The 13680-nt window shown below is 31.3% G+C and carries 16 protein-coding genes; 9 read left to right on the top strand and 7 right to left on the bottom strand.

What is annotated here, in order from left to right; translation table 11 throughout:
- Positions 1-71: 71 nt before the first annotated feature.
- Entirely contained in the window at positions 72-593 is a 522-nt protein-coding gene (locus ACVC2P_RS19470; RefSeq protein WP_452600114.1) for a DUF6913 domain-containing protein, read from the bottom strand.
- A gap of 164 nt (positions 594-757) precedes the next feature.
- Here ACVC2P_RS19470 and ACVC2P_RS19465 point away from each other — a divergent pair, with 164 nt between their 5' ends.
- The 3 genes from ACVC2P_RS19465 to ACVC2P_RS19455 are packed head-to-tail and all read left to right on the top strand — an operon-like array spanning position 758 to position 2876.
- Entirely contained in the window at positions 758-1516 is a 759-nt protein-coding gene (locus ACVC2P_RS19465) for a 5'-nucleotidase C-terminal domain-containing protein (RefSeq protein WP_452600113.1), read from the top strand.
- Between the two features lie 9 nt (positions 1517-1525).
- Complete coding sequence (locus ACVC2P_RS19460) at positions 1526-2443, top strand: bifunctional metallophosphatase/5'-nucleotidase (protein WP_452600112.1); 918 nt, start codon at positions 1526-1528, stop codon at positions 2441-2443.
- 52 nt (positions 2444-2495) lie between these two features.
- The gene (locus tag ACVC2P_RS19455) at positions 2496-2876 is read left to right on the top strand and encodes a DoxX family protein (protein WP_452600111.1); all 381 of its coding nucleotides are present in this window, start codon (positions 2496-2498) and stop codon (positions 2874-2876) included.
- On the opposite strand, the gene ACVC2P_RS19450 is transcribed toward ACVC2P_RS19455, so the two are convergent.
- The 5 genes from ACVC2P_RS19450 to ACVC2P_RS19430 all read right to left on the bottom strand — a co-directional run bounded on the left by ACVC2P_RS19450 (position 2868) and on the right by ACVC2P_RS19430 (position 8058).
- The gene (locus ACVC2P_RS19450) at positions 2868-3587 is read right to left on the bottom strand and encodes a hypothetical protein (protein ID WP_452600110.1); all 720 of its coding nucleotides are present in this window, start codon (positions 3585-3587) and stop codon (positions 2868-2870) included. The genes ACVC2P_RS19455 and ACVC2P_RS19450 overlap by 9 nt on opposite strands.
- 287 nt (positions 3588-3874) lie before the next feature.
- Positions 3875-5869 (bottom strand): NAD-dependent DNA ligase LigA, encoded by a 1995-nt coding sequence (ligA, locus tag ACVC2P_RS19445; protein ID WP_452600109.1) that lies wholly within the window; start codon positions 5867-5869, stop codon positions 3875-3877.
- Between the two features lies 1 nt (position 5870).
- Complete coding sequence (locus ACVC2P_RS19440) at positions 5871-6452, bottom strand: LOG family protein (protein WP_452600108.1); 582 nt, start codon at positions 6450-6452, stop codon at positions 5871-5873.
- Between the two features lie 93 nt (positions 6453-6545).
- A complete protein-coding gene (gene prmC / locus ACVC2P_RS19435; protein WP_452600106.1) occupies positions 6546-7424 on the bottom strand; it encodes a peptide chain release factor N(5)-glutamine methyltransferase in 879 nt (292 codons plus the stop codon).
- Positions 7425-7566: 142 nt separating this feature from the next.
- A complete protein-coding gene (locus ACVC2P_RS19430) occupies positions 7567-8058 on the bottom strand; it encodes a GNAT family N-acetyltransferase (protein ID WP_452600105.1) in 492 nt (163 codons plus the stop codon).
- A 54-nt stretch (positions 8059-8112) separates the two neighbouring features.
- Here ACVC2P_RS19430 and ACVC2P_RS19425 point away from each other — a divergent pair, with 54 nt between their 5' ends.
- Genes ACVC2P_RS19425 through ACVC2P_RS19405 form a run of 5 tightly spaced genes read left to right on the top strand, consistent with a single transcriptional unit; the run spans position 8113 to position 11751 of the window.
- The gene (locus tag ACVC2P_RS19425) at positions 8113-8568 is read left to right on the top strand and encodes an LEA type 2 family protein (RefSeq protein WP_452600104.1); all 456 of its coding nucleotides are present in this window, start codon (positions 8113-8115) and stop codon (positions 8566-8568) included.
- A 2-nt stretch (positions 8569-8570) separates the two neighbouring features.
- Positions 8571-9608, top strand: coding sequence for a bifunctional diaminohydroxyphosphoribosylaminopyrimidine deaminase/5-amino-6-(5-phosphoribosylamino)uracil reductase RibD (gene ribD, locus ACVC2P_RS19420; protein ID WP_452600103.1), 1038 nt, complete (start codon positions 8571-8573; stop codon positions 9606-9608).
- 52 nt (positions 9609-9660) lie between these two features.
- On the top strand, positions 9661-10272 hold the full coding sequence (locus tag ACVC2P_RS19415) for an HAD family hydrolase (protein WP_452600102.1): 612 nt from the start codon (positions 9661-9663) through the stop codon (positions 10270-10272).
- A complete protein-coding gene (locus ACVC2P_RS19410; protein WP_452600101.1) occupies positions 10269-11129 on the top strand; it encodes an EamA family transporter in 861 nt (286 codons plus the stop codon). Before ACVC2P_RS19415 ends, ACVC2P_RS19410 begins: the two co-directional genes overlap by 4 nt.
- Before the next feature lies 1 nt (position 11130).
- Positions 11131-11751 carry an IMPACT family protein gene (locus ACVC2P_RS19405; RefSeq protein ID WP_452600100.1) on the top strand — a complete coding sequence of 207 codons (621 nt, stop codon included), beginning with the start codon at positions 11131-11133 and terminating at the stop codon, positions 11749-11751.
- Here ACVC2P_RS19405 and ACVC2P_RS19400 read toward each other — a convergent pair.
- Positions 11748-12143, bottom strand: a complete 396-nt coding sequence (locus tag ACVC2P_RS19400) for an acyl-CoA thioesterase (protein WP_452600099.1) — start codon at positions 12141-12143, stop codon at positions 11748-11750. The genes ACVC2P_RS19405 and ACVC2P_RS19400 overlap by 4 nt on opposite strands.
- 215 nt (positions 12144-12358) lie before the next feature.
- Here ACVC2P_RS19400 and dnaA point away from each other — a divergent pair.
- A partial coding sequence (dnaA, locus tag ACVC2P_RS19395) for a chromosomal replication initiator protein DnaA (RefSeq protein WP_452600098.1) occupies positions 12359-13680 on the top strand: 1322 nt, incomplete at its 3' end.

The following is a 13680-nucleotide window of genomic DNA, read 5'->3' as shown; positions in this document are numbered from 1 at the left end:
GTCTACACTTAAATCTTTTTTAAACGGCGTTACAATAGCTATTCCTGTGCCTACAAAGGGGTTCTTCATTATTATAGTTTATTTAATATTTTAAGGTATTTTTCTAATTCAATTTTAAATGTTTTAAAATCGTTTAATTCTGTTTTTATTATCAAGTCGTTAATACGTTCGTCTTCTTGTAGTATACCGACTTTAAATTTTGCTTTAGAGGCCGTTGTTAATAGCTTTAATGGTGTATTATTATCTGTATAATAACTTATTAAAAGATCGAAATTTGTATTTATAAATGTTTTTAGGTTAGTATCTTTAATCGTTCCATTCCAGCCTAAATCGCTTACATCGTAAGTAGAAATAAGTGCATTACTTTCGTCTTTTTTCTTATCATTGGTAAATGCAATAACTTCAATTGCGTTATTAGTTATATTTAACACGTCTTTTATTGTGTTAAACCACTTATAATCTACTGGCTCATTATTATTTACAAGTATACCTACATGCTGCACCTTGCTTTTAGAGGTTACAACAACTCTTTCGCTTACTGTTTTATTAATATACTTTTTATTAGATTTTTCTTTAAATCCTTTTAAAATCATTTATATTTATTGCTTTGCTACAAAAATAGCAAAAGACGGTTAAATACTTTACCTAATTTCAATAAGTTTAGTATTATACAAATGCGCTAAACAGCTTGTTAGTTTTTTACTATTATGTGTCTTAGCAAATTTTACAAAACCAATAATTTACAAAACGCAAACCAATGAAACTTAACACCATTTTTGTATTCTTAATAGCTTTAAACTTTTTTGCTTGCAAAGAAGAGCCCTTGGTTATTACTAAAATTGAAGGAAAACAAATTTCTATTAAGGATACGCTTAAAATAGATCAAAGTATAGAAGCTATTATAAAACCTTATCGAGACAAGGTTAATAATGATATGAATGAGGTTATATCTTACGCTCCAGAAACCTATTCTAAAAGTAACGGAGACCTTAACACAGCTATTGGTAACTTAATGGCAGACATTGTTTATGAGCAAGGTAATTTTGTTTTTAATAAACGAACAGGTAAAAACATAGACGCCGTTATATTAAACCACGGTGGTATTCGTTCTATTATTTCTAAAGGGAATATTACAACAAGAACTGCTTTTGAAGTAATGCCTTTTGAAAATAGTATTGTTGTTGCCGCATTAAAAGGGCAACAAGTAGATAGTATGATGTATTATTTAAGTAAAGCCAAACGCGCCCACCCTGTTAATGGTATTAAATTAACGCTAGACAAAAATTACGACATTACTGAAGCTTTAATAAACGGAAAAGCTATTGATACCAATAAAACATATTACATTGCTACAAACGACTACTTATATAACGGCGGAGATAGAATGCGTTTTTTTAGACCTAATGACAGCTTATATGTTTTAGACTATAAAATTCGGAACGCCATGATAGATTACTTTAAAAGAGTAGATACTATTAAACCCGTTATAGATGATAGATTTACTCAAACCAAATAATAGACACAAATGAAACGTAGAACATTTATACAACAATCGACAGCTGCAACTGCTTTAGTAACTATTGGTGGTTTTGGGTTACAATCTTTTGGCGCTGCTCCAAGGCTAAAAAAAATTACTATTTTACATACTAACGATGTGCATAGTCATGTTGATCCTTTTGCGCCTGATGCTGCACGTAATGCAAACCAAGGTGGTGTCGCTAGACGTGCTAGTTTAGTTGAATCGATTCGTAAAGAAAATGCGAACACTTTATTGTTAGATGCAGGAGATATTTTTCAAGGAACGCCCTATTTTAACTATTATGGCGGGGAATTGGAATTTAAGTTAATGTCTAAAATGAAATATGATGCTGCCACAATAGGAAATCATGATTTTGATAATGGTATTGATGGTTTATACGCACAATTACCACATGCTAAGTTTCAATTTCTTTCAGCTAACTACAATTTTAAAAATACTGTAATGGATACGCATGTAAAACCATATCAGGTTTTTATTAAAGATGGAATTAAAATTGGTGTTTTTGGCATAGGTATTAAACTTGACGGTTTAGTAGATAAAAAAATGTACAAAGAAACCGAGTACCTAGATCCTATTGAGAGTGCTCAAGAAATGACACGCATTCTTAAAGAACAGGAAGCTTGCGATCTTGTTATTTGCTTATCGCATTTAGGCTATTATTACAAAAAGAATCCAGACAAAATATGCGATTTAAATTTAGCAAAATCTACAAAAGATATAGATTTAATTATTGGAGGCCACACCCATACATTTCTACCAAAACCAACGGTTGCTCAAAATAGCGAAGGTAAAAATGTGTTAGTAAATCAAGTAGGCTGTTATGGTATTAATTTAGGTAAAATAGATTTCTATTTTGATTCAGAAAAAAACAAATCGGCAGATGGTACTTCAATTATAGTGTAAGGTATTTATAAAAGCAACTACTAGTTATAGTAAATAATCAACAAAAAACATTATGAAAACTAAACTATTATTTGCCTTACGTTTAATTATTGCTGTTATATTAATACAAACCTTACGTTTTAAATTTACTGCTCACCCAGACAGTGTTTATATTTTTGAAACTGTAGGTTTAGAACCTATAGGTAGAATTGGCATTGGTGTTTTAGAGTTAATTGCAGGGCTATTGCTTTTAATACCTAAAACAGTTTGGGTTGGAGCTTTATTAACTCTTGGCATAATTGGTGGCGCAATAATGATGCATTTAACACAATTAGGTATTGAGGTTAAAGGTGATGGCGGTGTTTTATTTGCCACTGCTGTTATTACTTTTATACTATCTGCGATAACATTATTTTTCTATAAAAAAGACATTCCTTTTTTAAAACTAGGATAATAAACTATAGTTTTTATTATTAATTTTTATTTCTATATACATATATACAAAGTAAAACCCAATAATTAATAATGTAGAATAGGCCACATTTAAAACATAATCGGCAGATATAAAAATATAAGCGACCTGTACCATCTCTGAGAAAACAATACATACACTAGCTACAAATAGTAGAAATCCTGTTTTAGAGTCATGGTACAGGTAGTTTAATAAGGAGAACGAAAGCACTAATAAAACACATAAGTTATACATGCCTTCGAACATGAATTCCAGCGTGTTAACTTGTAAGGATTCGTCTTCTAAAATCATTTGATTTAATATAAAAATAACATAGGTATTAAATGCAACTAGCACCAATAAGTAGTATTTAAAACGCTTAAATAATTCTTTAAAATTAAATCCTTTTATTATATAAATTAACAAACAAATGTAAGCTACCACATAGGGTATACTACCCAAATGCGAGTAAAATGTAGCATTTAACGCCACGATTACTGCATAAATACCTGCTATTGAAAAAATAGCTAAAAATCCTATAAACGATTTACTTTTCGCTTCAGCCTCAGAGAGATACAAGTATAAAAACATAGGAAATATAAATGCTTTAATAATGGTAGATACTAAAGTAAAACCAAACAAAACACTTACAATAAATAAAACGGCCAGAAACACAACGGCCCTTTTAATCAACTTAAATCGATCAACTTTCATTACGCACAGATTTGGGGGAGGGAGTGCAAATATATGAATAAAAAGCACTTAGCCGATAAAAAGCATCTTTTTGTCGGTTCTTAAGTGTTTTAACGTTTTTTTTATAAAATACTTAAAAATTCTCTTGTTTTTATGCATAAAAAACCTCACAAATCTAGAAATCAATACATTACACACATCCTTGAAAAAAGACCTCTTTAATGTTTTTATGCTAAAAATCTATTTTAATGTCAATTAATTGGTGTGCACTACATATTATAAATCAACAACTTAACAGTAAAGCAGTGTTATTTTAATAATTCTAAAAACTCGATTTCTGTTAATAAAGTAACTCCTAATTTTTCTGCTTTCTCTTTTTTACTTGGTCCCATTTTATCACCTGCTACAACATAATTTGTTTTCGATGATATTGAAGATGCATTTTTACCACCATTACCTTCTATTAACTTTTTAAGTTCTGTTCTAGATACTGTTTCAAAAACTCCCGATACAACAAAAGATAAGCCTTCTAATTTGTTGGTTTGGTTTGCTAATTCTTCTGCAGAAATCTCCAATTGTACTCCAAAAGATTTTAAACGCTCAACGATAGCCACATTAGCTTCTACTGAAAAGAATGCTACAACACTTTGCGCTATTTTTATTCCTATTTCGTCTACTTGTTCTAAATCTTCTATTGTAGCTGCCGCTAAAGCATCAATTGTTTTATAATGTTTGGCTAGTTTTTTTGCTACTGTTTCTCCTACAAAACGAATACCTAATGCAAATAACACATTTTCAAAAGGTATAGTTTTAGACGCTTCTACTCCATTTACTAAGTTCTCTGCACTTTTTTCCGCCATACGTTCTAATGGCAATAGTTGCTCTACTGTTAGTTCGTATAAGTCTGAGTAATTAGAAATTAAACCTTCTTTTACTAAAAGTGCAACTGTTTCCCCTCCTAAACCTTCTATATCCATAGCCTTCCTAGAAATATAATGCTGAATTCGGCCTATTACTTGAGGTTCGCATTCATTATAATTGGGACAATAATGCTTTGCTTCTCCTTCTATTCGTTCTAATACTGTATTACATTCTGGGCAATTGGTAATATACTCTGTTGGCTTAGAATCTACTGGCCTCTTAGTTATATCTACCGCAATAATTTTAGGAATTATTTCTCCTCCTTTTTCTACAAACACCTCATCATTTACTCTTATATCTAACTTAGCTATTTGGTCTGCATTGTGTAACGAGGCACGTTTTACTGTTGTGCCTGCTAACTCTACTGGTTCTAGGTTTGCTACTGGTGTTATTGCTCCTGTTCTTCCTACTTGATAGGTAATAGAGTTTAACCTAGTAGATACTTGTTCTGCTTTAAATTTATAGGCCATTGCCCAACGTGGCGCCTTAGAGGTGTACCCTAACTCGTCTTGCTGGAACAAACTATTTACTTTTACAACAACACCATCGGTTTCGTAAGGTAAGTTGTGCCTTGCCGTATCCCAATAGTTTATAAATTCGAAAACTTCGTCTATAGAATTTACTAATTTCGCAGCTTCTGGTACTTTAAAACCCATAGCTCTAGCTTTTTCTAAGCTGTTAAATTGGGAGTCTACACCTAAGTTTTCGCCTGTTAAATTGTATAATAGGCATTCTAAAGGACGCTTAGCGACTTCTGCACTGTCTTGCAGCTTTAAACTTCCTGATGCTGTATTTCTAGGGTTTCGGTATGGTTCTTCTCCATTTGCTATACGTTCTTCGTTCATTTTATTGAAGCCATCGAATGGTAAAATAATCTCGCCTCTAATATCAAACTTTGGTGGATAATCGCCTTTTAATTGTAACGGTACCGATTTTATGGTTTTTATGTTTGCAGTCACCTCATCGCCTTGAAAGCCATCGCCTCTTGTTACAGCACGTAATAGCTTACCGTTTTCGTAGGTTAAACTTATAGAAGCCCCATCATATTTAAGTTCGCAAGTGTATTGGATGTCTCCATCTACTAATTTTTTAATTCTGGTTTCCCAATCTTTTAAGTCTTCTAAAGAGTATGAGTTATCTAAAGAGTACATTCTATAATCATGTACTACAGTATTAAAGTTTTTGGTGACCTCTCCTCCTACTCTTAGCGTTGGTGAATTGGCATCGTAAAATTCTGGATGTGCTTCTTCTAGAGTTTGTAACTCTTTTAATTTTATATCGAATTCGTAATCACTAATAGTTGCATTATCTAACACATAATAATTATAATTATGTTCACGTAATTCGTCTCTTAGTGCGTTTATTTGTTGTTCTATAGTCATTTTACAATCCCTCTTTTTTCAACCATTTTGGTGCTGGTAATGGTTTAAAATTATTCATTTTTTCTAAAAGTCCTTCAATTGTTATATCTATTACAATAGCGTCTCTGTGTTCTTGCTTTAAAAACCCACGTGCTACCATGGTGTCGCATTGTGCAATTAAAGCATCATAATAGCCATTTATATTTAAAATGCCAATGGGTTTAGTGTGTAAGCCTAATTGTCCCCAAGTTGCTATTTCAAAAAACTCATCCATAGTACCAAAACCTCCTGGAATTATCATAAACCCATCAGATTTCTCATACATAAGTACTTTTCTGTCATGCATATTAGTGGTTACAATAAGCTCAGACAATTCGTTATGTACAATTTCTTTAGTTTTTAAAAACTCTGGTATTACGCCAATGGTTGTACCATTAGCATCTGTAGCTCCATTTGCAACTTGTCCCATAATACCAATTTTTGCCGCTCCATAAACTAGCGTTATATTTTGTTTCGCTAATGTTTCTCCTAATGTATAGGCGGTAGAAACAATTTGCTCATCGTTTCCTAAGCTTGCGCCACAAAATACTGCAATGCTCTTCATAAAAATCTTTATTTTTCATTCCCTACCTTCGTATGCACTCAGGATATATTCCAACGGGAATTTTATTATTTATCTCTTACTATAATTAGGATTCTATTCACTTTTTGTAGCCTTAAGCAGCCTATATTTACCAAACATATCTTTTTTTACCGAAACATTAGTAAAGTTATAGTCTATTACTAAAGCAATCATTTCGTTTGCTAGGTATTCGTTAATTTCAAAATACAGCATGCCATTAGGTTTTAAGTTTTGCTCTGCAAATTCGGTAATAGCTTTATAAAACACTAAAGGGTTATCGTTATCTACAAACAGTGCTAAATGTGGCTCATTGTCTAGTACATTTGGTCGCATGTGTTGCTTTTCCATTTCCCTAACGTAAGGCGGGTTAGATACTATGATATCGAATTTAGTATCGTTTACTAAGGTTTTTGTTTCTAATATATTAGCTTCTGTAAAGTTTACTTTTACGTCATTTAATTTTGCATTTTCTTCTGCTACTTTTAGTGCTTCTTTAGATACATCTATGGCTTGCACTTCTGCTTCTGGTAGTTGTTTTGCTAGCGTTACTGCTATACACCCACTTCCTGTTCCTATATCTAATATATGTACTGGGGCTTTTAAGTTACCCAACCCAATCTCTCTAATGGTTTCTTTAATAATACCGTCTACAATTTCTTCTGTTTCTGCTCTTGGTATTAGTGTTTTGGTATTAACTTTAAACGACATGCCATAAAAATGGGCTTCCCCAATTATATACTGAATGGGTTTTTGTTGTTTTAACTGCTCTAACGCATCAAAAATGGGGGTTTGCTCCTCTTTTGTTATCGATAATTCTGGATTTGTTGCTAATTGTAAGCGCGAAATGTTATAAAACGATTCTAAACAGATAAAAAAGAAGCTAAATACTTCTTCTGGTCCATAAATAGCGTCTAATTCTTTATGAAATAGTTGTTCTAAGTCTTTTAACTTCATTTGGTTATTATTGTTGGCTGTTTAAAGCCTTTAAAAATTAAATTATTCTATCTATCTGTAATGTAAAATATATTCTATACTTACTCACTTTTTCTTTTCTCTTTCGCTCTCATGTCAAGCGCTTACTACATAAAGTAACTTTCTACAAATCCTTAATCATCCAAACACCGCACGAGTAATGCCCTGTGTTGCCTAATGGTTTGTCTAGGTGTTTAAATCCGTAACTTTCGTAAATGTGTATGGCTGCTTTTAATTGTGATGCCGATTCTAAATAGCATTGTTTGTAACCTAGTGCTTTTGCAGATTCTAAACATTTCTCAAATAATAGTTTTCCATAGCCTTTTCCCCTCATTTTGGGTGCAGAGTACATTTTTTGTATTTCGCACACATGGCCTTCAAAATCTTTTAAGGGTTTTACGCCTCCTCCTCCAATGATTTCTCCATTATCTTCTACAACATAATACACATCATTATTGTTTTGGTACGATTCAAACATTTTTGGTGTTTCGTCATCTTCATAAGCCGTACCAACCAAAGGCAAGCCAAATTCTGGAAAACAATCTCTAATAACTGCTTCTATTTGCTTATTATCTTTTGCCTGTATTTCTCTAATAACAATATTATTTTTACTCACTTTAATATAGTATTTTTACGCCTGTGAAGATACATGAATTCTAAAAAAAGTGGAATGAAGAAACTTATAATGTTATCAACAATTATTGTAACTTTTTTAAGTTGCTCTGTAAATGAAAAGCCTCTATTTTTAAAAGTTGAAAACATAGAAGTAGTAGAATCTACTCCAGAATATGTTACACTTCGTGCTGATGCTTTTTTTATTAATCCTAACGATATTGGAGGAGAGTTACAAACTGAAGGTATAAAAGTACTTATTAATGATGTGGAAATGGCAACAGTATCTTCTGAAGCCTTCAAGGTTCCTGCAAAAAAAGAATTTTCTATCCCTTTAAAAACGAATATTCCATCCAATAAAATATTCAACTTAGATAATCTTGGCGGACTACTTAATAGTATTTTAAGTAAGAAAGTGAAAGTGCAATATATTGGAGATTTAAAATATAAAGTAATGGGGTTTTCGCACCGTTATGCTATAGATAAAACCGAATACGTAAAAGTTAAATTATAATTGTGTCTACTCACGAATTTTACATAACCCGCTGTATAGAGATTGCAAAAAATGCTTTAGGTAGCTCTAGACCCAACCCTATGGTTGGCTGTGTTATAGTACATAATAATAAAATTATTGGGGAAGGTTATACTAGTCCATACGGAGGCAATCATGCAGAGGTTAATGCTATACATGCTGTAAAAGATAAATCGCTTTTAAAAGAAGCTACGCTTTATGTTACATTAGAGCCCTGCTCTCATTACGGAAAAACACCGCCTTGCAGCGATTTAATTATTGCTCATAACATTCCAAATATTGTTATTGGTACTGTAGATACTCATAGCAAGGTTGCTGGAAAAGGCATTATAAAGTTACAAAGTAATGGTTGTAATGTTACTGTAGGTGTTTTAGAAAATGAATGTAAAATTCATCATAAGCGTTTTTTTACTTTTCATAACAAAAAACGTCCTTATGTTATTTTAAAATGGGCAGAAACTAGCAATGGTTTTATTGCTCCTACCATAAAAAAAGAAATAAAACCTGTTTGGATTACTAATACAATATCGCGCCAATTGGTACATAAATGGAGAGCAGAAGAACAGGCCATTCTTGTAGGTACTAATACTGTTATACAAGACAATCCTAGTTTAACTGTTAGAGATTGGACAGGTCAACAACCACTTAGAGTTGTTATAGACAAAGATTTAAAGTTAAATACTACCTTTTCTGTTTTTAACACCATAGCAGAAACATTAATTATTAGCTCTAAACATGAAGACAAAAACAATAGTGCTATTATAGATTTTAATAAACATAATGCTATTGCGCATCAAATTTGTAATGTTTTATATGATAGAAATATTAACTCTATAATTATTGAAGGTGGCTCGAAAACGCTTCAAACTTTTATAGATGAAAACCTTTGGGATGAAGCCCGAGTTTTCACTGGAACCATTCAATTTAAAGAAGGCATAAAAGCACCAAAGTTTTCTGGACAATTGCTTTATAAAACACAACTTAAAGAAGACACACTTAAAGTATACACAAATACAAATTAAATAACCCTACATTTTGTAGACAACAAAGCTTACCGTTTTTACGGAAATAAATATGATTAAGACACTAATTTTCGATTTTGGAGATGTATTTATTAACCTTGATAAAGAAGGTGCAATGACTAACGCTTTAGAGTTATTTGAGTTGGATGAATTTCCTGAAGATATGATTGCTGTTAACGCTTTATATGAACAAGGTTTTATGGATACTACAGAATTCTTAGAATTTTATTGTTACAATTTTCCTAAATTATCAAAAAACGAAATTATTGAAGCTTGGAATTATATTTTATGCGATTTCCCTCCGCATAGATTAGATTTTATTCAACAACTAGCAAAGGACAAAAAATACAAGCTTATTTTATTAAGTAATACAAATGAATTACATATAGATAGTATTAAACAACATGTTCCTTTTTACGAAGCATTTAAAAATAGTTTTGATGCATTCTATTTATCTCATGAAATAGGGTATAGAAAACCCAATGCAGATATTTACAATTTTGTTTTAAAAGAAAACAATTTAAAACCTGAAGCCTGCTTATTTATAGATGACACCAAAGAAAACACAGATGCTGCGCATAAATTAGGAATTAATGTTTGGAACAACGACCCTAAAACGCAAGATGTAGTAAATTTATTTTCTATTAAAAGTGACTTGTTTTGATAAATTTAATATTAAGTATTCTATTTTCTAGCTCGCTCTACGTAGTTTTTAAATATTTTGAAAAATACAATGTAAATACACTACATGCTATAATAGTAAATTATATTGTAGCTGGCACTTGTGGATTTCTATTTTACAACGGCAAAGTTAACTTTAGTATTGTTTCAGAAAAACCATGGTTTATTGGCGCAGTAGCGTTAGGCTTCCTATTTATTTTTATTTTTAACTTAATGGCACTTACCGCTCAAAAAAATGGTTTGTCTGTAGCTTCAGTTTCTGGTAAAATGTCTGTAGTAATTCCTATTTTATTTGCTGTTATTGTGTACAAAGAGCAATTAGGGCTTTTAAAAGTTTTGGGTATTATTATAGCGCTTTTGGCTGTATATTTTACTTCTGTTAAAGAAAAAAGTAATACTATTCCTTTTAATAAAAAAACCTTAATCTATCCTATTTTATTATTTATAGGTTCAGGAATTATAGATACATTTATTAAATATATGGAAACAAATTACCTCTCTCAACAGGAAGTTCCTTATTTTTCTGCAATGGTCTTTAGTTTTGCTGGAATAATAGGTTTCGTTACTTTAATTATTAAACGAGATTTTAATTTTAAATGGAAAAACGTTGTAGGTGGTATATTATTAGGTGTCCCTAACTATTTTTCTATTGTTTATTTATTAAAGGCGCTACAAAATCAAGACTTAAATAGTTCTACAGTATTTACCATTAATAATGTGGCAATTGTTATGTTATCTACTATATTAGGCATTATAATATTTAAAGAACAATTAATTAAAAAGAATTGGCTAGGTATTGCCTTAGCCGTTATTAGTATACTATTAGTAGCAAGTACATAATTTGGAAACAAAAGACACATATAAAACAATTATAAACCCTTCTGAAGAGACACTATTTAAAGATAAGAATAGTAAGTTTTACGGGTATGCATTCCCTATTTCTACAGAGGAAGATGTTAAAACAAATATAGACGCCTTAAAAAAGCAACACCATTCGGCTAGGCATTGGTGTTATGCTTACCAATTAGGCACCGAAGCTAATGCTATAAAATACAGAGCAAATGATGATGGTGAACCAAGTAATAGTGCAGGAATGCCCATTTATGGACAAATACAATCTTACGATGTTACTAATGTACTAATTGTTGTTGTTCGTTATTTTGGTGGTGTAAAATTAGGTGTTGGAGGTTTAATTAATGCTTACCGTACCGGAGCACAATTAGCATTAGAAGCTTCAGCTATTGTAGAACGAACTATAAATATTGAGTTTTTAATAACTTTCGATTATGCAAACATGAATAAAGTAATGCGCGTTATAAAAGAAAAAAATATTAATATTATTGCTCAAAAACTAGAATTAAACTGCCAAATTACAATTTCTGTTCGCAAAAAAAAGGCTTCAGAAATTGAAGCCATTTTTAATACTTTATATAAAGTAGACATTAAAACTCTAAACAACTAGCTTAAAACATCTATAAGATATTTAGGAGGGCGAACTGGTCGTTTTGTTTTTAAATCTATAAAAGCTAAAACGGTATTTGCAGTGGCAATAATTTCATTTGAGTTGTTTACAATCTCATAATCAAATTGTATTACTGCTGTAGGTAATTTCTTTAGTATTGTTTTCACTTTAATAACATCATCATAAAACGCAGATTTTTTAAAATTTAGTTGTAAAGAAACTACTGGTAAACCAATGCCCTCTTCTTCCATTTTTTTATACGACAACCCAAACTTCCTCAACCATTCTATACGTCCCATTTCTAGATATAACGCATAATTACCATGATGCACCACTCCCATTTGGTCGGTTTCGCCATACCTAACCCGTATTTCTATTTCATCAATTTTCATATTACAATTTTCAACTTTTAACCCCTCTATGTTCAATTATTTTTTGTAGCTTACAGAGGTGTTAAACATGAGGAAAAAAAACTACAAAATCAATAGCAAATGATTTTTTTTTTTAGAAATTTGTTCACATATTTGTCACGCTATAAAACAGCACAGTTTTTGCCCCTTATATCTGTACTGTTAAACAACTAACAATAAAAGTATTTTAATAACAAATGAGTATAACTGCGCAATCGGTATGGAATAACTGTCTAAATTTTATAAAAGACAACATTCAACCACAAGCATACAAAACTTGGTTCGAACCGATAGTAGCAGTTAAGCTAACTGATAATGCTTTGAGTATACAAGTGCCTAGTAAATTCTTTTACGAATGGCTAGAAGAGCATTATGTAAAAATATTAAAGGTAGCTCTTACCAAAGAATTAGGTGAAACCGCTAAACTGGTTTACATTATAAAAATGGAAAACACCTATGGTAACAAACAACCGTTTACAGAAAAAATACCAAGTTCTAATAGAACTGCTGTAAAAGCACAGGATGTAGATGTTCCATTAAACAACAAAAATCCTGAATTACGTAATCCGTTTGTTATACCTGGTATTCGCAATGTAAAAATTGAATCTCAGCTTAATCCAAATTATAATTTCGATAATTTTTTAGAAGGAGACTCTAACCGTTTAGCAAGAAGTGCTGGTTTAGCTGTTTCTGCAAAACCAGGAGGAACTTCTTTTAATCCATTATTAATATTTGGTGGGGTTGGTCTTGGTAAAACACACTTAGCACACGCTATAGGTGTAAATATTAAAGATAAATACCCCGAAAAGACTGTTTTATATATTTCTGCAGAAAAATTTACACAGCAATACATCGATTCTGTTAAAAAGAATAATAGAAATGATTTTATTCACTTCTATCAACTTATAGATGTTTTAGTTATTGACGACGTACAGTTTTTATCTGGAAAATCTGGAACACAAGATGTTTTCTTCCATATTTTTAACCACTTACACCAAAACGGTAAACAGGTTATATTAACTAGTGATAAGGCACCTGTAGACATGCAAGACATAGAACAGCGTTTATTATCTCGTTTTAAATGGGGCTTATCTGCAGAGTTACAAACTCCAGATTTTGAAACTCGTGTTTCTATTTTAAAGAATAAACTATATCGTGATGGTGTTGAGATGCCTAATGATATTGTAGAATATGTTGCTAAAAATATAAAATCTAATATTAGAGAATTAGAAGGCGCTATTATCTCTTTAATTGCACAATCTTCTTTCAATAAAAAAGAAATAAATATAGATTTAGCTAAACAAGTTGTAGAAAAATTTGTTAAAAACACAAAGCGTGAAGTATCTATAGATTATATTCAAAAGGTCGTTTCAGATTACTTCCAAATGGATGTAGATACATTACAATCTAAAACCAGAAAACGTCATATTGTGCAAGCAAGACAACTGGCTATGTTTTTTGCTAAGAAATTTACAAAAGCCTCTTTAGCTAGTATTGGTTCTCAAATAGGGAAACGTGA

Source organism: Pontimicrobium sp. MEBiC01747 (assembly GCF_053601635.1).
Note: the sequence above shows the minus strand (reverse complement) of the source record. Positions and strands in the feature narration are given on the sequence as shown.